This window comes from Pseudomonas sp. C 49-2 (assembly GCF_003970195.1).
GTDB classification, from domain to species: domain Bacteria; phylum Pseudomonadota; class Gammaproteobacteria; order Pseudomonadales; family Pseudomonadaceae; genus Aquipseudomonas; species Aquipseudomonas canadensis.
In genome coordinates, this window is record NZ_RXYG01000010.1 from 35360 (window position 1) to 56663 (window position 21304).

At 61.5% G+C, this 21304-nt stretch carries 25 protein-coding genes and 1 riboswitch; of the genes, 12 read left to right on the top strand and 13 right to left on the bottom strand.

Features of this window, described 5'->3' with window-relative positions:
* Nucleotides 1-81 precede the first annotated feature (81 nt).
* Together EJ576_RS19930 and EJ576_RS19935 are read left to right on the top strand one after the other, a co-directional pair.
* Nucleotides 82-1278 (top strand): amino acid aminotransferase, encoded by a 1197-nt coding sequence (locus tag EJ576_RS19930; RefSeq protein ID WP_028617132.1) that lies wholly within the window; start codon nt 82-84, stop codon nt 1276-1278.
* A 100-nt stretch (nt 1279-1378) separates the two neighbouring features.
* Nucleotides 1379-1588 (top strand): hypothetical protein, encoded by a 210-nt coding sequence (locus tag EJ576_RS19935; RefSeq protein WP_028617133.1) that lies wholly within the window; start codon nt 1379-1381, stop codon nt 1586-1588.
* A gap of 105 nt (nt 1589-1693) precedes the next feature.
* Here the strand turns inward: EJ576_RS19935 and EJ576_RS19940 are convergent, their stop codons facing one another.
* Nucleotides 1694-2566 (bottom strand): LysR family transcriptional regulator, encoded by an 873-nt coding sequence (locus tag EJ576_RS19940; protein WP_126570932.1) that lies wholly within the window; start codon nt 2564-2566, stop codon nt 1694-1696.
* Between the two features lie 104 nt (nt 2567-2670).
* Between EJ576_RS19940 and EJ576_RS19945 the strand changes: the two genes are divergently transcribed.
* A complete protein-coding gene (locus EJ576_RS19945) occupies nt 2671-4053 on the top strand; it encodes an aldehyde dehydrogenase family protein (RefSeq protein WP_126570933.1) in 1383 nt (460 codons plus the stop codon).
* Between the two features lie 31 nt (nt 4054-4084).
* Here the strand turns inward: EJ576_RS19945 and EJ576_RS19950 are convergent, their stop codons facing one another.
* Entirely contained in the window at nt 4085-4993 is a 909-nt protein-coding gene (locus EJ576_RS19950) for a LysR family transcriptional regulator (protein ID WP_126570934.1), read from the bottom strand.
* A 110-nt stretch (nt 4994-5103) separates the two neighbouring features.
* On the opposite strand from EJ576_RS19950, the gene EJ576_RS19955 reads away from it, so the two are divergent.
* Nucleotides 5104-6303, top strand: coding sequence for an MFS transporter (locus EJ576_RS19955; RefSeq protein ID WP_126570935.1), 1200 nt, complete (start codon nt 5104-5106; stop codon nt 6301-6303).
* 3 nt (nt 6304-6306) lie between these two features.
* Here EJ576_RS19955 and EJ576_RS19960 read toward each other — a convergent pair whose 3' ends face one another.
* Both EJ576_RS19960 and EJ576_RS19965 read right to left on the bottom strand, forming a co-directional pair.
* Nucleotides 6307-6612 carry a protealysin inhibitor emfourin gene (locus EJ576_RS19960; RefSeq protein WP_126570936.1) on the bottom strand — a complete coding sequence of 102 codons (306 nt, stop codon included), beginning with the start codon at nt 6610-6612 and terminating at the stop codon, nt 6307-6309.
* Nucleotides 6613-6626: 14 nt separating this feature from the next.
* On the bottom strand, nt 6627-7691 hold the full coding sequence (locus EJ576_RS19965; RefSeq protein ID WP_122725976.1) for a M4 family metallopeptidase: 1065 nt from the start codon (nt 7689-7691) through the stop codon (nt 6627-6629).
* A gap of 128 nt (nt 7692-7819) precedes the next feature.
* On the opposite strand from EJ576_RS19965, the gene EJ576_RS19970 reads away from it, so the two are divergent.
* Nucleotides 7820-8746 (top strand): DNA/RNA non-specific endonuclease, encoded by a 927-nt coding sequence (locus tag EJ576_RS19970; protein ID WP_126570937.1) that lies wholly within the window; start codon nt 7820-7822, stop codon nt 8744-8746.
* Nucleotides 8747-9270: 524 nt separating this feature from the next.
* Here EJ576_RS19970 and EJ576_RS19980 read toward each other — a convergent pair.
* Nucleotides 9271-9714, bottom strand: a complete 444-nt coding sequence (locus EJ576_RS19980) for a hypothetical protein (protein ID WP_126570938.1) — start codon at nt 9712-9714, stop codon at nt 9271-9273.
* A gap of 103 nt (nt 9715-9817) precedes the next feature.
* Nucleotides 9818-10013, top strand: a riboswitch (cobalamin riboswitch).
* 101 nt (nt 10014-10114) lie between these two features.
* On the opposite strand from EJ576_RS19980, the gene EJ576_RS19985 reads away from it, so the two are divergent.
* The 3 genes from EJ576_RS19985 to EJ576_RS19995 are packed head-to-tail and all read left to right on the top strand — an operon-like array spanning nt 10115 to nt 12887.
* Nucleotides 10115-11125, top strand: a complete 1011-nt coding sequence (locus tag EJ576_RS19985; protein ID WP_126570939.1) for an ABC transporter substrate-binding protein — start codon at nt 10115-10117, stop codon at nt 11123-11125.
* Nucleotides 11122-12126, top strand: a complete 1005-nt coding sequence (locus EJ576_RS19990; protein ID WP_126570940.1) for an iron ABC transporter permease — start codon at nt 11122-11124, stop codon at nt 12124-12126. The genes EJ576_RS19985 and EJ576_RS19990 overlap by 4 nt, the downstream gene beginning before the upstream one ends.
* On the top strand, nt 12123-12887 hold the full coding sequence (locus EJ576_RS19995; RefSeq protein ID WP_122725966.1) for an ABC transporter ATP-binding protein: 765 nt from the start codon (nt 12123-12125) through the stop codon (nt 12885-12887). Before EJ576_RS19990 ends, EJ576_RS19995 begins: the two co-directional genes overlap by 4 nt.
* Before the next feature lie 47 nt (nt 12888-12934).
* Here the strand turns inward: EJ576_RS19995 and EJ576_RS20000 are convergent, their stop codons facing one another.
* From EJ576_RS20000 to EJ576_RS20020, 5 genes are read right to left on the bottom strand one after another with little or no spacing between them, the layout of a single operon-like run.
* Nucleotides 12935-13432: a GNAT family N-acetyltransferase gene (locus EJ576_RS20000; protein WP_126570941.1), complete on the bottom strand. Its 498-nt coding sequence runs from the start codon at nt 13430-13432 to the stop codon at nt 12935-12937.
* Nucleotides 13429-13653: a hypothetical protein gene (locus tag EJ576_RS20005; protein WP_126570942.1), complete on the bottom strand. Its 225-nt coding sequence runs from the start codon at nt 13651-13653 to the stop codon at nt 13429-13431. Before EJ576_RS20005 ends, EJ576_RS20000 begins: the two co-directional genes overlap by 4 nt.
* 43 nt (nt 13654-13696) lie before the next feature.
* On the bottom strand, nt 13697-14170 hold the full coding sequence (locus tag EJ576_RS20010; RefSeq protein ID WP_256656625.1) for a GNAT family N-acetyltransferase: 474 nt from the start codon (nt 14168-14170) through the stop codon (nt 13697-13699).
* A 41-nt stretch (nt 14171-14211) separates the two neighbouring features.
* Nucleotides 14212-15156: an alpha/beta hydrolase fold domain-containing protein gene (locus EJ576_RS20015; protein WP_126570943.1), complete on the bottom strand. Its 945-nt coding sequence runs from the start codon at nt 15154-15156 to the stop codon at nt 14212-14214.
* Nucleotides 15156-15596, bottom strand: a complete 441-nt coding sequence (locus tag EJ576_RS20020) for a TspO/MBR family protein (RefSeq protein ID WP_122725960.1) — start codon at nt 15594-15596, stop codon at nt 15156-15158. The genes EJ576_RS20015 and EJ576_RS20020 overlap by 1 nt, the downstream gene beginning before the upstream one ends.
* Before the next feature lie 193 nt (nt 15597-15789).
* On the opposite strand from EJ576_RS20020, the gene chrA reads away from it, so the two are divergent.
* Nucleotides 15790-16977, top strand: a complete 1188-nt coding sequence (chrA, locus tag EJ576_RS20025) for a chromate efflux transporter (RefSeq protein WP_256656626.1) — start codon at nt 15790-15792, stop codon at nt 16975-16977.
* Here the strand turns inward: chrA and EJ576_RS20030 are convergent.
* The 3 genes from EJ576_RS20030 to EJ576_RS20040 form a co-directional block, all read right to left on the bottom strand.
* Nucleotides 16966-17538 (bottom strand): nucleotidyltransferase family protein, encoded by a 573-nt coding sequence (locus EJ576_RS20030; protein WP_126570944.1) that lies wholly within the window; start codon nt 17536-17538, stop codon nt 16966-16968. The two genes, chrA and EJ576_RS20030, sit on opposite strands and share 12 nt — an antisense overlap.
* A gap of 25 nt (nt 17539-17563) precedes the next feature.
* Nucleotides 17564-17797 (bottom strand): hypothetical protein, encoded by a 234-nt coding sequence (locus EJ576_RS20035; protein ID WP_028617151.1) that lies wholly within the window; start codon nt 17795-17797, stop codon nt 17564-17566.
* Nucleotides 17798-17902: 105 nt separating this feature from the next.
* Nucleotides 17903-18847, bottom strand: a complete 945-nt coding sequence (locus tag EJ576_RS20040; protein ID WP_126570945.1) for a hypothetical protein — start codon at nt 18845-18847, stop codon at nt 17903-17905.
* Nucleotides 18848-19069: 222 nt separating this feature from the next.
* Here EJ576_RS20040 and EJ576_RS20045 point away from each other — a divergent pair, with 222 nt between their 5' ends.
* The 3 genes from EJ576_RS20045 to EJ576_RS20055 all read left to right on the top strand — a co-directional run bounded on the left by EJ576_RS20045 (nt 19070) and on the right by EJ576_RS20055 (nt 21273).
* On the top strand, nt 19070-20059 hold the full coding sequence (locus EJ576_RS20045; RefSeq protein ID WP_126570946.1) for a zinc-dependent alcohol dehydrogenase family protein: 990 nt from the start codon (nt 19070-19072) through the stop codon (nt 20057-20059).
* 341 nt (nt 20060-20400) lie between these two features.
* Nucleotides 20401-20631 carry a DUF6124 family protein gene (locus EJ576_RS20050; protein ID WP_126570947.1) on the top strand — a complete coding sequence of 77 codons (231 nt, stop codon included), beginning with the start codon at nt 20401-20403 and terminating at the stop codon, nt 20629-20631.
* 273 nt (nt 20632-20904) lie between these two features.
* Nucleotides 20905-21273: a hypothetical protein gene (locus tag EJ576_RS20055; protein WP_123474360.1), complete on the top strand. Its 369-nt coding sequence runs from the start codon at nt 20905-20907 to the stop codon at nt 21271-21273.
* Nucleotides 21274-21304 lie beyond the last annotated feature (31 nt).

Consider the following 21304-nt stretch of genomic DNA (forward strand, 5'->3'; position numbering starts at 1 on the left):
ACTCCCCGTTTGTGCACCGCTCTAGTGCATTCGGCTGGAGCGCGACACGTCCCTCCTACCCCCCATAGAGCTGCCGCAAAAATGAGCCTGTTCTCCGCTGTCGAAATGGCACCACGCGATCCAATCCTGGGCCTCAACGAAGCATTCAACGCCGATACACGAACCACCAAGGTCAACCTTGGCGTGGGCGTTTACTGCAACGAGGAGGGGAAGATTCCACTCTTGCGTGCCGTTGCCGAAGCGGAAGCCATTCGCGTGGCGCAACACGCCGCCCGGGGCTACTTGCCAATCGACGGCATCGCGGCCTACGACAAGGCCGTGCAAACCCTGCTGTTCGGCGCAGAATCGCCGCTGCTGAACGCTGGTCGCGTTACCACCGTGCAAGCGGTAGGCGGCACTGGCGCGCTGAAACTGGGTGCTGACTTCCTCAAGCAGTTGCTGCCAAACGCCGTCGTGGCCATCAGCGACCCGAGCTGGGAAAACCACCGCGCCCTATTCGAAACCGCCGGTTTCCCGGTGCAGAACTACCGCTACTACGACGCCGCCACCCACGACGTGAATCGTGCCGGCCTGCTCGAAGACCTCAACGCCCTGCCACCCCAGTCCATCGTGGTGCTGCACGCCTGCTGCCACAACCCGACCGGCGTCGACCTGACCCCGACCGACTGGCAGAACGTGCTGGACGTGATCAAGGCCAAGAACCTGGTGCCATTCCTCGACATGGCCTATCAGGGCTTTGGCGATGGCATCCACGAAGACGCCGCCGCCGTGCGCCTGTTCGCTGAATCGGGCCTGACCTTCTTTGTGTCCAGCTCGTTCTCCAAGTCGTTCTCCCTGTACGGCGAGCGTGTGGGCGCATTGTCCATCGTCGGCGACTCCAAGGAAGAAAGCGCGCGCATCCTGTCCCAGGTCAAACGCGTGATCCGCACCAACTACTCCAACCCGCCGACCCACGGCGCGGCGATCGTTGCAGCGGTACTGAACAACCCTGAACTGCGCGCCCAGTGGGAAGCCGAACTGGCCGAAATGCGCCTGCGCATCCGTGGCATGCGCGAGCAGATGGTGGCCGAGCTGGCCAAGGCTGCTCCGGGCCACGACTTCAGCTTCGTCGGCCGCCAGCGTGGGATGTTCTCCTACTCCGGCCTGACTGTTGAGCAAGTCACCCGCTTGCGCAGCGAGTTTGGTATCTACGCACTGGATACCGGGCGTATCTGTGTGGCGGCGTTGAACCAGTCGAACATTGATGCAGTCACAAAGGCAATCGTTCAGGTGCTGTAAACCTGCAGCTGTTGCACCATAAGGGGAAGCCGATGGCTTCCCCTTTTTCGTCTCCAGCCCCTAGACTGAACCTTGACCGCCCCTTTGCTGTGAGAATGCTATGAGAAACGACGACCTGGACCTGCGCGCCGACCGCGACGAACTGCATGACTACGCCCCACGCGCACCGCAACCCAAGCGCCAGAAGAGCCTGGTGCTGCAAGTGGCACTGGGTGTGTTCCTCGGCGGCCTGGCACTGTGGCTGGTGCAATTGGGTGCGACCGCACTGATGGCAAAGCTGGCGATGGGCACCCTGCAATTTGGCGGCTGAAAACGATCAAAATGTGGGAGCTGGCTTGCCTGCGATAGCATCAACCAGTTTTGCCTGATACACCGAGGTGCCAGCATCGCAGGCAAGCCAGCTCCCACATTTGAATTACTGCGCTACTAGATTGCGTTCCTCCAACAACCTCACAAAACTATTCAAACTCTGCGACACCGTCCCCCGCCGCCAAATCAGCCATGTGTGCAGGATCCGGAAGTTGTCCGTCAGCGGCCACACGCTCACCGCCGCCGACCCCGGCATGCTGTCGAGCATGCTGCGCGGCATCAGCGCCAGGCCCGCGCCGGCGCTGACGCAGGCGAGCATGCCGTGGTAGGACTCGATTTCGAAGATCTTGCCCGGCACCGCGCCGTCCTGTGAAAACCAGCGCTCCAGGTGATGCCGGTACGAGCAGTTGGAGCGAAAGGTGTAGATGCTCTCGCCATTCACATCTTGCCCACGGGTGATCGGCGCGTGATGCAGCGGCGCAATCACCACCATCTCTTCCTCAAACACCGCCACGCCTTCCAGGGTCGCGTGCAACAGCGGGCCGTCGACGAACGCAGCTGTCAGCCGCCCCGATAACACGCCTTCGATCATGGTGCCTGAAGGCCCGGTACTCAGATCCAGCTCGACCTTGGCGTGTTTCTGGTTGTACGCCGCCAGCAGCGCCGGGATACGCACCGCTGCCGTGCTCTCCAGCGAACCCAGGGCAAACGCGCCCTGGGGCTCCTCGCCCGCCACGGTTGCGCGGGCTTCCTGCACCAGGTCGAGAATGCGCCGCGCATAACCGAGGAAATTCCACCCGGCCGGGGACAGGCGCAGGCGGCTTTTCTCGCGAATGAACAGCTCCACACCGAGATCCTGCTCCAGTTGCTTGATGCGCGTGGTCAGGTTCGACGGCACACGATGAATCAACTGCGCGGCGGCGCTGATGCTGCCTTGCTCGGCAACGGCCTTGAAGATTTCCAGCTGCACCAGGTCCAAATCATTCTCCAATCGTGAACGTATTGCTTAATATTATTCAGTTTCCAGAAAAGAGATAGCCCCGTACGCTGAACTCCACTTAATTCACTCAGCAGGACGGTGCCATGAACGCGACTACCCACGCCCTCTCGATCAACCCGGCCAACGGCGAAACGGTCGGCAGCTATCCGTATGAAACCGCGCAGCAACTGGACGCCGCCCTCGACCGCTCCACCCTCGCCTTCCGCGCCTGGCGCCACCAACCAGTGAGCCAGCGCGCCGAGTTGCTGCTGAGCCTGGCCACCGCGCTGCGTGAACAAGCCGAAGACATGGCGCAGATGATCACCCTGGAAATGGGCAAACCCATCGCCCAGGCCCGTGCCGAAATCGAAAAATGCGCACAACTCAGCGAATGGTACGCCGCCCACGGCCCGGCCATGCTCGCCCCTGAGCCGACCCTGGTAGACAATGGCAGCGCGCAGATCGAATACCGCCCGCTGGGCCCGATCTTCGCCGTGATGCCGTGGAACTTCCCGGTGTGGCAAGTGCTGCGCGGCGCCGTACCGACGATGCTGGCCGGCAACACCTACGTGCTCAAACATGCGCCGAACGTGATGGGCAGCGCCTATCTGATCCAGTTGGCGTTCCAGAAGGCCGGTTTCGCCGATGGCCTGTTTGAAGTGGTCAACGTGACCAACGAGGGCGTGTCCAAAGCCATTGCCGACCCGCGCATCGCCGCCGTCACCCTCACCGGCAGCGTGCGTGCCGGCGTCGCCATCGGCTCTCAGGCCGGTGCCGCGCTGAAAAAATGCGTGCTGGAGCTGGGCGGTTCCGACCCCTTTATCGTGCTCAACGACGCCGACCTCGACGCCGCCGTGCAAGCCGCGCTGATCGGTCGTTTCCAGAACAGCGGCCAAGTCTGCGCCGCCGCCAAGCGCCTGATCATCGAGGAAGGCGTAGTGGAAGCCTTCACCGCCAAATTCCTGGAAGCCAGCCGTGCCTTGGTGATGGGCGACCCGACGTCAGCCACCACCTACATCGGCCCGATGGCACGCTTCGACCTGCGCGACGAGTTGCATGGCCAGGTCCAGGCCACCCTGGAAGAAGGCGCGACCCTGCTGCTGGGTGGCAATAAAGTACCCGGCGCCGGTAATTACTACGAGCCGACCGTACTGGGTAACGTCACCGACCAGATGACTTCGTTCAAACAGGAACTCTTCGGCCCGGTCGCTTCGATCATCACCGCCCGCGACGCCGACCACGCCGTGGCGCTGGCGAATGACAGCGAGTTCGGCCTCACCGCGAGCATCTTCACCACCGACCCGGCCAAGGCGCGCGATATCGCCAATCAGTTGGAAACCGGCGGCATCTTCGTCAACGCCTTCAGCGTTTCCGACCCTCGGGTGGCGTTTGGTGGCGTGAAAAAGAGTGGTTTCGGCCGCGAGCTGTCGCACTTTGGCGTGCGGGAGTTCTGCAACGCGCAGACGGTGTGGCTGGACCGCAAGTAACACACGTGGGTGGCGCGGGCACGGGTCGTGGCTATCGCCCTCCCAGCCCCGCCACCAAGGCCTCCAGCACAACACTGACCTTGGGCAACGCCTGGCGATTCCTTACCCAGGCCAGCCTGATCGCAGCCCCCTCGGTGGCCAACTGCGGCAGCACCTCAACCAGCTTGCCTTCCTCCAGCGATGGCCGGACCACCCAGGACGGCAGTTGCACGATCCCACAACCGGCCAACGCAGCCTGCATCAAGCCATCGCCATTGCCGATCACCAGGTGCGGCGCCATCTGCCAACGACGTGCAGTGCCCTGTTCACCGGCGAAGTTCCAGGGGCTGACGCGTCCGTCCACCCAGCCGTAGGCGAGGCACTGATGCCGTTCAAGCTCACGCTCGCACGTCGGGGTGCCATGGTTCGCCAAGTAATCCGGCGAGGCACAAAACGTATACCATTCGTGCGCGAGCACACGCTGTTCGATCGTGTCTGGCCAGCCCTGCGCCCCACCGACACGCACCACCAGATCCACACCCTCCTTGAACGGGTCCACTAACCCGTCGCTGAAGGAAATGTGCGGCACCAAGGACGGAAAAGCCTTCAGCAAAGGCAGCAGCACCGGCAACACCCTGACGCGCCCAAACACATTGGGCAGATCAATGCGCACACGTCCACGCGGCTCGCTTTGCTCGGCGCGCAGCGACAGCTCGGCCTCCTCCAGGTCAGCCAACACCCCCGTACAGGTACGGTAAAACGCCACACCGGCCTCGGTGAGGGACAAGCGCCGCGTTGTGCGCTGGAACAGTCGAGCGCCCAGGCGAGTTTCGAGCCGCGCGATGCTTTTGCTGATGGCCGAGGCAGTCAGGCTCATTTTCTCGGCAGCGGCGGTAAAACTGCCGTAGTCCGCGACACACACAAACACATCAATACCTTTCAAGCGTTCGGAAGAAAACATGCACGCCCCGCATTTGTGAATTCAGGTCAGCCAAACTGGTAATTAACATCCTAAATCAGAATTCAACTCAACAGTAAGCTATGGCCGATGAACCTGGCACTGAGGCTCGGATGCTGACCACGCTGAAAAACTACCCCTTGACCGTCAACCTGCTTCTGAGTGCGTCACTGGTGTTGACCCTCGCCAGGGCCATCACCTTGCCCTATCTGGTGATCTACCTGTCGAGCCAGTTCCAATTGGGCGTCGCCGACATCGGCCTGGTGATCGGCAGTTCACTGATCGTCGGCTCATTATTGAGCCTGTACGGCGGTTTCCTGGTGGACAGCCAGCCAGGTTACCGCTTGATCCTGGGCTGTTGCGCGATGTTCACCTGCGGGTTTCTGGGAGCGTTTGCCGCGCGGGACCTGTGGGTGTTCTACGCCTGCCTGGTCGCGATCAACCTGGCGTACGCCGTCATTGATATCGCAGTCAAATCAGGATTTGGCCGGCTACTGCCCGTCGATGCGCGCAGCGAAGCGTTTTCGATCAAATACACCCTGACCAACATCGGCTACGCCGTCGGCCCTTTTCTCGGTGCAGGACTGGCCGCGCTCGCCATCAGCCTGCCCTTCCTGGCGTCGGCGATGCTGGGCGCCGGTTTTTTTATCGTTTACGCTGTGTGGGGTGACAAGCACTCAATGCCCGTGGACACAAGCCAGCCCCGCGCGCCATTCCTGGCAGTCGGCAAAGTGCTGCTCAGTGATTACCGGCTGGTGTGTTTTACCCTGGGCGGTGCACTCAGTGCCGTGGTCTTCGGCCAATTCACCGCTTACCTCTCGCAATATCTGATCGTCACCACGACACCCGAAATGGCCTACCAGATAATCAGCAGCGTGGTGGCCACCAACGCGCTGATGGTGATCAGCCTGCAGTACGTGATCGGCAAGCGAATTACCCATCAGCACTTGAATCTGTGGCTCGCAGGTGGGTTGGGCATGTTCATCGTCGGCCTGGCGGGGTTCGGCTTGTCCACCTCGCTGATGTTCTGGGTGTTAGCCATGGCGGTCTTCACGCTGGGAGAGATCATCGTGTTCCCTGCCGAGTACATGTTCATCGACATCATCGCCCCCGATCATCTGCGGGGCATGTACTACGCTGCGCAAAACCTGGGCAACGTTGGCGCAGCCTTGGGCCCGGTGCTGTGCGGGATGGTGTTGGCGACACACCCCGCCCACACCATGTTCTATATGCTCGCGCTGTTCGTTATCGCCGGCGGGTTGCTCTACAGACTCGGTGCGTCGCTGGCAGGCAGGGTGAACGCTCCCACCTGAACCTCAGCAACGAACATGCCGACGCACGCACTGCACCAACCCGTCCAGCGCCTGCGATGTGACCGGCGCGAGCACGCAAACGGTGTGCTCGCGCTCGTCTTCCTTCACCGTCAGGGTGTAATGCACCTGGCCCGGATTACCGGGCCCAGGTGCATGGCTTTGCGGCAATTGAAAGAAATCGCAAGCCTCGACAAGCCGCCGCAGTTCCTGCTGGTCCTGCTCCGGCAGCGCATCGAGTTGCACCGTCTGAGGCTTGGCCAAGCCCGGAAAATAACCGGGACCGCCGTTTTCCTTGATCGAAATTTGCATGGCTGTTCCTCACGTCAGACAGAAATGCCGACCGCCTTCCAACCTTCCTTGACCGCCTTCTGTTCATCCTTGTTCGCGCCGTAGAGTCGGCCTGCAACATCGTAAGTGATGCGCGCAAAGCGCAGGAACCCCGAGTTGGGCCGCAGCCGCGCATCCCGCAGCGCGTCGTACCAGATACGCCCGGCGCGCTCCCAGGCGAACCCGCCGAGCTTGGTCGCCACCTGATAGAACGCATGGTTGGGAATACCGGAATTGATATGCACCCCGCCATTGTCCTCGTAGGTCTGCACAAAATCATCCATGTGCCCCGGCTGAGGGTCCTTGCCCAGCAGTTTGTCGTCAAACGCCGTGCCGGGGGCTTTCATCGAGCGCAGGGCGGTGCCTTTGATCTTTTTGGTGAACAGTCCTTTGCCGATCAGCCAATCAGCGTCTTCCGCACTTTGCTTCAAGGCATATTGCTTGATGAGCGAGCCGAACACATCCGACAGCGACTCGTTCAACGCTCCGGACTGATTGAAATACATCAGCTTGGCCTCGTCCTCGGTGACGCCATGGGCCAACTCATGACCAATTACGTCAAGGGCCACCGTGAAGCGGTTGAACAACTGCGCATCCCCATCGCCAAACACCATCTGGGTCGAGTTCCAGAACGCATTGTTGTAGTTCTGGCCAAAATGCACCGTGGCATCCAACGCCATACCGGCGTCGTCGATGGAGTTGCGATCAAAGACCTGGTCGAAAAAATCGAAGGTGGCGCCCAAGCCCTCGTAGGCTTCATCCACCGCGGCATCCCCGCTGGCGGGTTGCCCCTCACCACGCACCAGCTTGCCCGGCAGGCTGTCGATGCCCTCGGCGCTGTAGATCGAGCGGCGCTTATCGGCCCCCATGGCCAGGGCCATGTGCGCCGGTCCTTTGGCAGGTTCGGCGACCATGCGCAACGAGCGGAACGTCGTGTCCTTGGCGCGGGTGCGCAAGGCGACCTCCCGTTGCGCTTTATCACCGTTGCGCGCGATCTGGTCGAGCATATAGGGCGGGATCAGGCAGAAAATCGGATTGCGATGCGGCTGACGAACACACATTGGCTGGCTCCATTTGGCAGGTGACAACGTCCGGGTCATCGATTCAGGATAGCCCCCAGGGGTTAACGCGTGTCATCAATTGTCATTAACCTATGTTGCAGTCGTGTTTATCCAAGGAGGACTGACTGATGCCCGCACGTAAAACCAAAATCGACCTTTCATATTGCCCCAGGCTCGCTGACCTGCGCCCGTTGATCGCACTGAGCCCCACGTTGCTGGAGGCACGGGCGGCGACGCCCCGCGTCACCCCAGCCAGAGACTTGAAGGACCGACGCGGCTACGCCGAGGACTTTCTCGGCAGCTTCGGGGTGCCCTGGCCCACGGTTGAAGAGGCCTTGGCGGGGGATGCACAGAAGCGCCTGGACTACACGCACTTCTCGATCACGATGTCACGCGCCAAGCGGCTTGCGCTGTATGTGGGCGTCAACATCGATGGTGGTCAGCACGTCGACATCATTCGCAGCAACGACACCTGGGCCTATGACGGCCGCCTGCCCATCGATGCGCAGGTGGGCGAAGCGCTGTATGCCAGCAATGGCCTGGATCGCGGCCACCTGGTCCGCCGACAAGACCCCAACTGGGGCGACGAGGCGCAAACCGCCAACCTCGACACCTTCCATTTCACCAACTGCTCGCCGCAGATGAGCGGGTTCAACCAGAAGACCTGGCTGGAGCTCGAAGACTACATCCTCGATAACACCCAACGCTGGAAAGCCCGCGCCACGGTGTTTACCGGCCCGGTGTTCGCCGACGACGACCGAGTGTACCGAGGCGTGCAAATCCCCAAGGCGTTCTGGAAAGTGGTCGCCTACCTCAGCGACAACGGCAAGCCTAGCGCGAGTGCCTACATGATTGACCAGAGCCGCGAACTGGGCCAACTCGACCTAGTGTTCGGCCAGCTCAGGACCTACCAGCGCAGCGTGATCCAGATAGAGCGCCTGACCGGCCTGCGCTTCGGCAACCTGGCCGACTACGACGGCTTCAGCAACGAAGAGCGCGCCACCGGCACGCGGATTGAAGCGCTGATACAGGGTCCTGAAGACATTCTTCTCTGACCGACGCTTCACATGTTGAACTGCGTCACACCCAACGCCAACCACGATGCGAAGCGAGCCGCTCTTGCTCTTGCTCTTGATCTGGCTGTTGATCTCAGGCGCCCCGTCAAACACGCTGGCCGAACGCAGGCTTGAATCCGTGGGTAACCCGGCAGGACGCCGGGTTAGCCGCGCTGGGCCAAGGATGGCCCATCGCGGCGGCCCACGGATTCAAGCCGGAGTGAGGGCACACCGAGCCTAGGCGAGGTGCCGAGTGTTGGGGCGAGGACCTTTTGGCTGGGCCGGCATTCCGGTCCTTCCAAAAGTGACCCGCTGTAAGAGCGGAACCAATAGCAGCCGTTACCTAAATAACGGATATGTACCCGGCCTGATCCAACATCCAGGCCAGCCGTCAGGCCGCCTTCGCAGGCAAGCCAGCTCCCACATTCTGGATCGCGGGAGTAACAGTAAAATTGCGGCCGACCGTCAAGCCGCCAGCGCCGTACCCCGCGTGGTGTAGATACCTGCGCCCTTTGGCCGCCGCCTCATTGCGCATTGATGTAATGAAACTGCGCCTGCGACTTCTCAACCGCCGCACGCACTTTGTCCTTCTGCGCATCGGTGCCCGAGTAGTAAATCTGCAGGCCCTTCAAATCCTGCCCTTCGACGGCTTTGCCAATCACTGCAACGTCGACCGGGGTGCCGGCCCCCATGATCAAAAAGAACACATCGCCCAAGCGCTTGGTATTCAGCAATTCGCTCCTGAGGCTGGCAGCGTTTTGGTCGCCGGCCATGGAAATCGCCAGGGTGTCGCCGAACATACCGCTTTTGGGGATGCTCATCGTGTGCAAGCGAAGCTTGTCTGAATCGGCCGGCATCGACTTGACGTAGGCGGTGGTGGCCTCGTCGAGAATCTGCTTTTCAGATTTACCTTGCGTGGCGCAACCGGCCAGGGTGGCGATAAGGACGAGCGCGACAAATGATTTCACGGTGTATTCCTTGTGATAAAGCGATCCATGGGCTGACCATCATAGGAGCCTCAACGCCAGAGAGCTACCGTTGAGTTCACGGCCTCCCGTTCAACCGCGTGATCGACTACCATACCGCGCCGGTTCCCGAACGGGACTAATAGGGAATCCGAAGCGCGGTACACCCGTGCCAATCGGAACTGCCCCCGCAACTGTAGGTGCTGAGCCTGCTCCCTGATGCCACTGGACCTTGTCCGGGAAGGCCGGAGCCTGGCGACGACGCATCAGTCAGGAGACCTGCCGGCCCAAGCTCAATGACTAACCGGCGGGGTGTCCGGGAAGGACATTCTTGCCTGTCGCTCTCGCAGCGCTTAAGGGTGTATTTCCGAATGACACGCACGCTTCACTCGGAGATTGCCCCATGCTGCCACGCGTTACCGCCCTGCTCACTGGCCTGGGTTTCTGTGCCCTGGCCCAAGCCGCACCCACCCACTACCCGCTGACCGTGGAAAACTGCGGCAGCCACCTCACCTTCCAGCAAGCGCCGGCCCGCAGCGTGACCATCGGCCAGGCCGCCACCGAAATGCTCTACGCCCTGGGCGTGGGCAATAAAGTGGTCGGCACCTCGCTGTGGTTCAACAGCGTACTGCCACAGTACAAAGCGCAGAACGACAACATCGAGCGCCTGGCCAACAATGAGCCAAGCTTTGAGGCCGTGATCGCCAAACGCCCGCAACTGGTGGCCGCCGAACTGGAATGGGTTGTGGGGCCGCAAGGCGTGGTTGGCACCCGCGAGCAATTCCATGAGCTGAAGATCCCCACCTATCTGTTGCCTTCGGACTGCGAAGGCAAGGACAACCTGGTCGGCGCCGACGGCACGCGGCTGGAGCCGTTCCGTATCGAAACCATTTATAAAAGCATCAGCCAACTCGCCGAGATCTTCGACGTGCAGGCACGCGGCCAACAGCTGAACGAAGAACTCAAGGCGCGCCTGGCCAAATCCGTCGCCACCGTGCAAAGCAAGGGCCTCAAGCAAGCCAGCGCCTTGGTGTGGTTCTCCAGTTCCGAGATGGCCAGTGACCCTTATGTGGCCGGCCACAAGGGCATTCCGCAATTCATGCTGGAAACCCTCGGCTTGCATAACGTCGTACAGTCCGACGAAGAGTGGCCCGCCGTCGGCTGGGAAACCCTCGCCAAGGCCAACCCGACCGTGCTGGTGATCGCGCGCATGGACCGCCGCCGCTACCCCGCCGACGACCATGAAAAGAAACTCGCCTTCCTGCGCAGCGATCCGGTGACCCGCAACATGGACGCGGTGAAAAACAACCGCATCATCATCCTCGACGCCCTGGCGCTGCAGGCCAGCATCCGCACGTTCGACGGCCTTGAACAACTGGCCATGGCCATCGACGGCTACGATCTAACCAAATGATGCGCACCCTACTCGCCCTGGCCCTGCTATTAGCCGCCGTCCTCGCGGGCGTGGCCATCGGCGAAACCGCCATCTCGCCGCACGTGGTACTCCAGGTACTCGCGAACAAACTGTGGGCCGCCGGTTATGCGCTCGACCCCATCGACGAAGGCGTGGTGTGGAACTACCGCCTCACCCGCGCCCTGGTCGCCGCTGCGTGTGGCGCCGGGCTGGCGACGTGTGGCGTGATCCTGCAATCGCTGCTGCGCAACCCGCTGGCCGATCCGTACCTGCTGGGCATCAGCGCCGGCGCCTCGACCGGCGCGGTGCTGGTGGCGTTGATCGGTGTGGGCGGCGGGTTGATTTCGTTGTCGGCGGGGGCGTTTGTCGGCGCCATGGCCGCGTTTGCGCTGGTGATCCTGCTCGCGCGCGCCAGCGGTTCGGCCAGCGGCACCGGCCAGATCATTCTGGCGGGCATTGCCGGGTCGCAGTTGTTCAATGCACTCACCGCGTTCCTGATCACCAAATCCGCCAGTTCCGAACAGGCGCGCGGCATCATGTTCTGGCTGCTCGGCAACCTCAGCGGCGTGCGCTGGCCTTCGGTGTGGCTGGCTGTGCCGGTGGCGATTGCCGGGTTGGCCGTGTGCCTGTGGCACCGTCGTGCGTTGGATGCGTTTACCTTCGGCAGCGACTCGGCGGCGTCCCTCGGCATTCCGGTGCGCCGGGTGCAATTTGTGTTGGTGGGCTGCGCGGCGCTGGTGACAGCGGTGATGGTGTCGATTGTCGGCTCCATCGGTTTTGTCGGATTGGTGATTCCCCACGCCGTGCGCCTGCTGGTCGGCACCGGGCACTCGCGCTTGCTGCCAGCCAGTGCGTTGGGCGGTGCGTTGTTCTTGATTGCGGCGGATGTGCTGTCACGCACCCTGATCAAAGGCCAGGTGATTCCGGTCGGCGTGGTCACGGCGCTGGTCGGTGCGCCGGTGTTTGCGCTGATCCTCATTGGCCGGAGGAATGCGCGATGACCGTGCTGAGCTGCACAGGACTGGGTTTTAAAGTGCGCGAGGCGCAGTTGCTGAGCGACATTCATCTGGACGTTCAGCCAGGTGAAACACTGGGGATTGTCGGTCCCAATGGTTCTGGCAAATCCACCTTGCTCAAGTTGCTCGCAGGCCTGCGCACGCCAGCGTCCGGCGAAGTCCTGTTAGGCGGCCAGCGCCTTGGCAAGCTATCGCGCCGCGCCATCGCGCAGCAACTGGCGGTGGTGGAACAGCAGGCCGACACCGACGACGCCATCCGCGTGTTCGACGCCGTAGCGCTGGGCCGCACACCATGGCTGTCGGCGCTGAGCCCCTGGTCCAGCGAGGACGACGCCATCGTCAAGCAGGCGCTGCACGACGTCGACGCCACCCACCTGAGCCATCGCGCCTGGCGCAGCCTCTCGGGCGGTGAGCGCCAGCGCGTGCACATCGCCCGTGCCTTGGCGCAGCGGCCGCAGATCCTGTTGCTGGATGAACCGACCAATCACTTGGACATCCAGCACCAGTTGGGGATTTTGAAGGGCGTGCAAGGGTTGCCCGTCACCACCTTGATTGCCCTGCATGATCTGAACCAGGCATTGACCTGTGATCGGCTGGCGGTGCTGGATCACGGGCGGTTGGTGGCGCTGGGCAAACCACTGGAGGTGCTGACGCCGCAGCGTTTGCAGGAGACGTTTGGGGTGCAGGCGCATTACCTGACGGACCCGTTTGATGGGGCGCAGATATTGCGGCTACGCCCAAACTGATCAACGTATCCCACTGTAGGAGTCGGCGCCTACAGTGGGTGGTGGGGTTAGAGGGTGCGTTGCATATGCGTCGTGCGCCATACCGGGTCCGCGTCCACATCCACCACCTCGAACCCCTGCCGAAGCCAAAAATCAATCGCCCCCGGCAAAAACGGATGGGTGTGCAGGTACATCACCTCGACCCGATCTGCTTTGGCCTGCGCCTCCAGCGCACGGTACAAATCGCCCGCCAAACCCAAGCGGCGAAACGCCGGCAGCACAAACAGGCGCACCACCTCCACGGTCCTGCGGCCCTGATAATTCAACTGCGGGAAACGCTCGTCATAGGGCAGATAGCCGATGGCTGCGACAATCTGGCCCTCACCGCGGGCCACCAGAAATTGCCCGTCGCCCTGCAGATAGATCGCCTCGAACTGCGCCAAGTCCGCCGGCATCCCCGTCGCACTGAGCTTGGGGAAAAGCTCGGCACGGGCTTGCAGCACGAACCTCAATACCTCAGGGATATCCGCCGCCGTGGCCACCTGAATGATCGGGTTTGAACTCATGCAACGGCTATCTGCGTAATCCCCACCACCTGCGCCTGCTCCAGAATTTCATCCGGACTGGCATCCGCGGGCGGCAGGATCAAGCCATTCTCGGCGTCGCCAAAATGCAGCTGTAGCAGGTGCAACGCCGCTTCATGCATCTGCAGTTGGGGTTGCTTGAGTTCGAACACATGGGTGCGGGGCTCGTCGTTGAACAGGTAGTTGAGGGTGTATTCGCGCATGGGGGAGTCCTTTTTATAGAATAAGAGCAACTGATTAACCTGACTAACCGATCAAGTTTTTAGTTCCCAGTCCATTTGCGCGTTCATAACGAAGGTAACCATGGGAGTCTGTCCCCACCGCGATAAACCCTGCACCTTCATACATCAGCCGGGCAGGGTTGTCTGGGCGCACGCTTAAACTCAGGTGAGTGCAGCCGCTGCCCAGCGCCGTAACCCCATAGGCATCCAGTAATGCCCGACCTATCCCCTTGCGCCGATAAGCCTCGCTGACATTGATCGTGTAGAGCTCGGCGAAACTGTCCTTGGGTCTCCATAACGAATACCCGACCAATTGACCGTCTAGCACCGCTACCGTGAGTAGCTCGAAGTTATCGACCCACAGAGCGAGGTTGTGCTCCACCTGCGAGCGCCAACCGGCTTCGTGAGTAGGTTCCCATTGTTGGATGTAGGCCAGCTCCCCTCGGTAGATTGACGGGAGGTCAGTGACAATCGCCGGGCGTAGGCTCAGTGCGTTCACAGGCACGTTTTTTCCTTGGCGCTGTATTGAAAGGCGAAAGATTACTCGGACGATGGAAGGTTGAGTACTTCCCCGTTCACTCGCTGGCTTATCCACTCACGGCTATAGGCAAGCACTTCCTTCCCCATCACCACCGGAAAATGAATAAACCCATGCGCCGCCTCCGGCAACAAATGCGCCTCAGCCCCCGGCCACCGCTCAGCGATCAACAGCGTGTCATCCCTCAACGGGTCCAACTCACCCACAAACATCAACGCCGGGGGCAGGCCTTCGAAGTCGCCATACAAGGGTGACAGCGGCGGCAGCCGACGCACGTCATCACTCAACCCCGGCGTGAGCAGGCGCAACGCCTCGACCATGCCTGGGCCGTCCAGCAACAAGGTGTCGGGCCCCGCCGCGCGCACGCTGGGTGTGCCGGTCAAGTCGTAGACGCCGTAATACAATACCGCCCCGCTCACCCGTTGGAGCAACGCGGGCCATTGCTTCAACGCCAGCAACGTCGCCGCTGCCAGGTGCCCGCCCGCCGATTCGCCGACGACGATCACCGGCAGGCCGGCAAATTCCTCAGTGGTGAGCAGCCACCGCGCCGCCGCCAGGCAGTCGTCCATCAGCCCTTCGACCGGCGTGTCGACCGCCAGCCGATAATCCACCGACACCACCGCCACGTTGCAGGCGTTGACCATGCCCAGGTTGAGGTCGTCATCCATCTGCGCATTGCCGATCACCCAGCCGCCACCGTGGATATCCAGTACCACGCCCTTGGGCTTGCCGCTGGGGCGCAGGATGCGCACGGGGACTGAGTCGACGTAGTGGGTGTCAGCCAAAGGCGCTTGCTTGATCTTTTGACTGACCCGCAACAGCGCCTGGATCAAACGCGGCGTGACGCGATTGCGGATCTTGAAGCGCGGCAACCAGGCAAGCTTTTGGTTGAAGCGGCGCATCTCGGCCCGTTCGGGCTCGCTGGCGGGCCAGGCTTTAACGGCCATCAGCGGTTATTCCGCAGAATCGAGAAGTTGAGCGCCGCCGCCACACACAGCCACGCCAGGTACGGGAACAGAATCAAGCCGGTGATCAGGTCCAACTGCACCGCCAGCACCACCATCGTCGCGACGGTCAACCACAACACTGCCAGAATCACCATCCCCGCGAGGATGCGATGGGCGCCGAAGAACACCGGCGTCCACAAGGTGTTCAACGCTATCTGCGCCGCCCACAGCGCCAACACCATTTGGCTGCCAGGGATCAGGCTGAGGCGGTAACCGGCCCAGGCCAGCAGCAGATAAATGCTCGTCCACGCCACCGGGAACAACCAATTGGGTGGGGTGAAGCTGGGTTTGACCAGGGATTCGTACCAGGCACCCGGCTTGAAAATAAGGCCGGTGCTCGCGGCGGCGGCACAAGCCAGCAGAAAAATAAAGAAAGTCATCGTCTGTCCTTGGCTGTAGTCAGCGGTTGTGAAGGGCCGGCTTTTTCCGTGCCTGCTTAAATGACTCAAGCGCGCGGGCAAAAATTCAATCAAAGCGGCACATCGGGCAAACCGACACCGCTTCTTCACGTCATCAAATTTCGCTAAGGTGCTCGCACCTTAGCCCGATTTGTCATGAGCGAGACCCCTCACTTTGGCTCAGCCCTCTACCCATCCTTGGAAGGTGTTCCTGATCTTCCTGCGATTGGGCCTCACCTCCTTCGGCGGCCCGATTGCGCACCTCGGCTATTTCAGGGAGGAGTTCGTCACACGGCGACGCTGGCTGAGCGAGCGCAGTTACGCCGAACTGGTTGCGTTGTGCCAATTTCTGCCCGGCCCGGCCAGCAGCCAGGTCGGCATCGCCCTGGGCCTGTCCCGCGCGGGTTACGGCGGTGCCGCTGCGGCCTGGGCCGGTTTCACGTTGCCATCGGCCATTGCGCTGATCCTGTTCGCCCTGGGTCTTGCGCACTACGGTGCCCTAATCCCCACCGGTGCGTTGCATGGCCTCAAAGTCGTCGCCGTGGCCGTGGTGGCCCAGGCGGTTTGGGGTATGGCACGCAACTTGTGCTGGGGCGTGGCGCGTTTCACGCTGATGCTGATTGCTGCAGGCGTGGCACTGCTGGAACCGTCTGCCTGGGGCCAGGTCGGTGTGATCATCGCAGCAAGCGTGGCCGGCCTGTTGCTGTTCAAGCTGGAACCCGGCGCCGAGCATGACGCGCTGCCAATCGCCATCAACCGCCGCGCAGGCGCCCTGTGGCTGGGGCTGTTTGTGATTGCGTTGGTGGGCTTGCCGGTCCTGGTCAACTGGCTGCCCAATCCCACCCTGGCCCTGGTGGATGCCTTTTATCGCACCGGCTCACTGGTATTCGGCGGCGGTCACGTGGTGTTGCCCCTGCTGCAAGCCGACGTGGTCGCGCCGCAGTGGGTAAGCAACGACGTTTTCCTCGCCGGCTACGGCGCCACCCAAGCCGTACCTGGCCCGCTGTTTACCTTCGCCGCCTTCCTCGGCGCCTCGATGAACCACGCCCCGACCGGCTGGCTGGGCGGCACGGTCGGCCTCCTGGCGATCTTCGCACCGTCGTTTCTGCTGGTCTTCGGCGCCCTGCCCTTCTGGGCCAGCTTGCGCCGCAGCCCACGCACCCAGGCTGCACTGGCCGGGGTGAATGCGGCGGTGGTGGGGCTATTGCTGGCGGCGTTGTACCAGCCGGTGTGGACCAGCGCGATTTTCACTGCGCTGGACTTCAGCCTGGCAGTGGTCGCCCTGACAGCACTGATGGTATGGCGCTTGCCACCCTGGCTGGTCGTGGCCGGCTGCGGCGTACTGGGAGGCTTACTGGGCTGAACCCGGCTCCACGATCCGCAGCCAAGGCCAGCGCGCCTGATAACTGCGGGCTTTCTGCATAAACAACTCAGGTTCCGAATGCAGCGGGTTGATGCGCAGCACGCCCTGCGCCACGTCCTCCAGCCCATACGGCGCATACAACTCGCCAGTGGCAATCTCCAGCCCGATGCAGGTGCCCGCCACCAGATACCGGTCAATCCCCTGCTTGGCCGTGTGCAACTGCGGATAAGGTCGACCAAAGCGCTCGCCATACCAAAGATGAACCCGCGCCTGGTTCTTCACTTCCACATTCACGCCCAGGTCCTGGAACAACTGCTCGGCCGCACGGATTACCCTATCCTCGGCCTCGTAGGACAAGTCCGTATCAAAGTAGAAAACGTCGTAGTCCTTTACGCCCTGGGCAGCAGGCAAGTTCGACTGATGATTCCACACCGCCTGGAACAGGCAGCCCGCCGTGAGGAAACATTGGTCCACCCCGAGGTCAGGCAGGCGCGCGGTGATTTCGGCGTTGATGGGGTTGGCCATGGCCAGGTTGAGCAGGGTTTTGACGGTCAATGTCATATGCACTCCTTGGAACCACGCTGTATCAGCCTTTCAATTCACCCGCACGGTGAGTCGCCGCGTCATCGTAAATCACATACAACGACTCGGCGATCTGGCTTTTGATGGCCTTGGTGGATTCCAACCCGAGCACAAACCCTTCGGCTTTACCGCCGGCACGGTTGAGTGCTTCGTGGGTGGCGGCACCGGTGATAGCGTCGAAGAGCTTGCTGGCGTGGGGGCCTACGCCTTTCGGCAGGGAGATTTGGTCGATGGACATGGGCAATACCTTGCGAGAGAGAGATCGGTAGCGCGTGGAACCACTGCCGGGAGGGCATGGTAGACCGGCTGGCATAGAAAGGGGCGGCTTTTGCGCAAATCGCACTCAGGGGCCGGACTTGACCCGGCCTTGAATCGCAATACGCAGACAGGCCCAGGCGATGTAGCCAATGATCACCACCTCGACGACACCGATAAACAGGTTGAATGAAAAGCTCATAGGGTGATCGGCCCAGTCGAAGGTCGTTGCACGTGATCGAAACCCACTGACCCGCAGCCGCCCGGTCAACAAGGCGGGCACCAGTGCGAAGACCTGCGACAGCTCCAACACCCCCAGAAACGCACCCAGCAGGCCCAGTAGACCCCGTGCGGGCATGCCGATGGTTTCGGTCGATTCAGGTAAAGAAGCAGGCTCTTTTTCTTTTCGCGCACGGGCGACCTTGGCCGGGGATGGAGCAGGCCGATAGGGCGGCGGCTTGCGCGGCGCCGATGCATCGATCACGTCGGACGGCACCGCCACATTCAGATAGCCAGCCAACTCCACCAGCCACCGCTCGGTGCGTGGGCTGCCCGGCACTACCGGAACGTTGTCGGTGGTCAGGCGGTGCTCGGTGCCATCGCGCATCACCAGCCACAGCTGGGTGTAGACCGGCTCGGCCTGCGGACGGCGGCGCAGTTCGAGATGGCTGGGGTGGTCGAGCCGAAAGGCCTGACGCACACGCTCACGGCGCCCAAAAGCATTGCGGGTCAGACGTTGGCCTTCGCCGTCGTGCCGCGACAGGCGCAAGATCTCGCGAATGCCGGTGTAAAACATCAGGAACAGGCCAAGGGCAGGCATCAACAGCAACGCGAGCACGATCAGCAGCGAGGACAGTGGGTCCAGGCCGACCAGCGGCAAATACCCTTCAATGATTCCACACACCACAAACGCCACAGGCACGCTCACGGCCAGCCCGCCCACCAGCCACACAGCACCACTCTGTACCCTGTTGTGGGAGTGGATGAGCACGTCATCTTGCGCGGTACGCTCGAACCGATGGCCAATCCACATGCCGCTCTCCTGATGCGCTTGCGAGGCACCGGATGATACGGGAGCGCGCCCATTTCTTTCATGACCCTGCCCACAAAACCGTGATATCGATAAGTTACTTCCCCCCTGGCCACTGTTCGGCACCTTGCTCAGCGCATCGACCCAGCCCAGTGGCGCTATGTTGGCACTGGCGATTGGAGTGGCCTACATTGAACGCCTCATCGATCAACACCGAGGCCCCCCATGGCACGCATTGTCCGAATCCACGCCTACGGCGACGCCAGCGTCTTGAAACTCGAAGACATCGACGTCCCTGCCCCCTCCGCCGATGAAGTGCAAATCGACGTCAAAGCCTTCGGCCTCAACCGCGCCGAAGTGATGTTCCGCAACCACGCCTACCTGCAAGAAGCCGAATTCCCCAGCCGCCTGGGCTACGAAGCGGCCGGCGTGGTCACCGCAGTCGGCGCCGACGTCATCGACCTCCAAGTGGGCGACGCCGTCAGCGTCATCCCACCTCTCGACATCGCCCGCTGGGGCACCTACGGCGAAGTCGCCAACGTGCCCGCCCACCTCACCGTCAAACACCCGCACAACCTCAGCTTCGTCCAAGCCGCCGCCTCGTGGATGCAATACGTCACCGCCTGGGGTGCCCTGGTCGAACAAGCCAAACTCACCACAGGCGACTTCGTACTGGTCACCGCCGCCTCCAGCAGCGTCGGCCTCGCCGCCTTCCAGATCGCCCGCAGCGTCGGCGCCACCGCCATCGCCGTCACCCGTACCCGCGCCAAACAACAAGCCCTGCTCGATGCCGGCGCCCACCACGTCATCGTCAGCGACGAAGAAGACCTGGTGCAACGCGTGATGCAACTGACCGACGGCAAAGGCGCCCGCGTGGTGTTCGACCCTATCGGCGGGCCGGGCTTTGAAGCACTCACCCAAAGCATGGCTCAGGGCGGGATCTTGCTGGAGTACGGCGCACTAAGTTCCGAGCCGACGCCGTTTCCGTTGTTTACCGTGTTGGGGAAATGTTTGACGCTCAAGGGGTATTTGTACGCCGAGATCGTCGCCGACCCGGCTGCGTTGGAACGGGCTAAAGCGTTCATCTTGGATGGGCTCGCGTCGGGCGCGTTGGCGCCGGTGATTGCGAAGACGTTTGCGTTGGATGAGGTGCAGGACGCGCACAGGTATTTGGAGGCGAACCAGCAAGTGGGCAAGGTGGTGGTGACGGTATAAGGGAATCGTCCTAGGACATTTCCCAAAGGTGGCGAGTGGGTTGCCCGATTGCCTACGTGTAGCCCAGAATCCACTGGCTTGTGTGCTGAGGTGGTGGAATCTATGGTTGCGCGGTCGCTGAATTTTTCGGTGACCGGGTTTAGTAGCCCACGATTTAACCTAACGAGTGCATGAGCATCATCCGTCAGACGGCCTCCGTCTGTGCTTGATGGTGGCTGTGCGCAGGGCGCCCTCGGGCGCGCCGGTTTTGTTAGGTTCCACCGGTCTACTAACCTGCGTACAGCTGCCGCCTTTTCGTTTAGTAGCGATGGGGTGGCGGCATCAAGGTAAGGAACTTAACGATGGTTAATGATTCGACCACGCTCTTCACAGTCGCTCCCGACGTTAGCAACGAAGCGCTCATTGCCAATAGCTACGAGACCTTTAGCTCGGTTAGCACTCTTCTGCTCGACCTCTCGGAAGACCTCAGCGGTAAGCACCGTGACATTGCACTGGCGATTCACCAACTGAGCGAATTGGGCGTGCTGATGACGGCAAGACTCCTCGACCGCGAAGCACCGTGCCCTTGTTGAATAACAGAAGTTCCAGTCACTCGCGGACTGCTCGCCGAATCGTCGTATGCGGGAGTTACGATTCGGCGACTTTGCTTCCCATGAAATCGATGAACTCCAGAGCAGGTCTAAACTCCCGGCTTTACCTATGTAGTTCAGGGTCTGCTTTCGGCCAACACCGGCCATCCCACCTGTCTAATTAAGTAGAGGAGTTTCAGACTCCAGTCCGCTCTCTCGCAGTGCGCCGTAAAAATGCACCTAGACTCTGTGTGGTGAGCACCTTAAGGACAGTACATGGAAATCACGATTAAACGGAAAAAAGGACTGTTTGATAGCGCCTATGGCCAGGCTATCCCACTGGCAATCTTTATTGATGGAGTGGTCGTAGGGCGTCTGGAAGCGGGTGAAACATTGTCTCTGGACCTTCCGGACGCCTGCGGGATGTTGCAAGTCGGCATGCTTGACCCTGGAAATTCGCCTTACATTGGAAGCACGTCTGGTGAGGTCATATCGACCAGCAACGCACAGAGCGTTACCGCTGGGCAAACCGTACAGGCTTTTTCGGTAAGAACTCGGAGATGGGTTCTTTTTGACGTGCTGGGCTTGGCTGGCTCGGCGCCATTTAACCGTTGGGTGCTGGTGCTCGAGATAGATCAAACTTAGGAAGCCCTGACAGGCTGCAATCGGCCAAAAA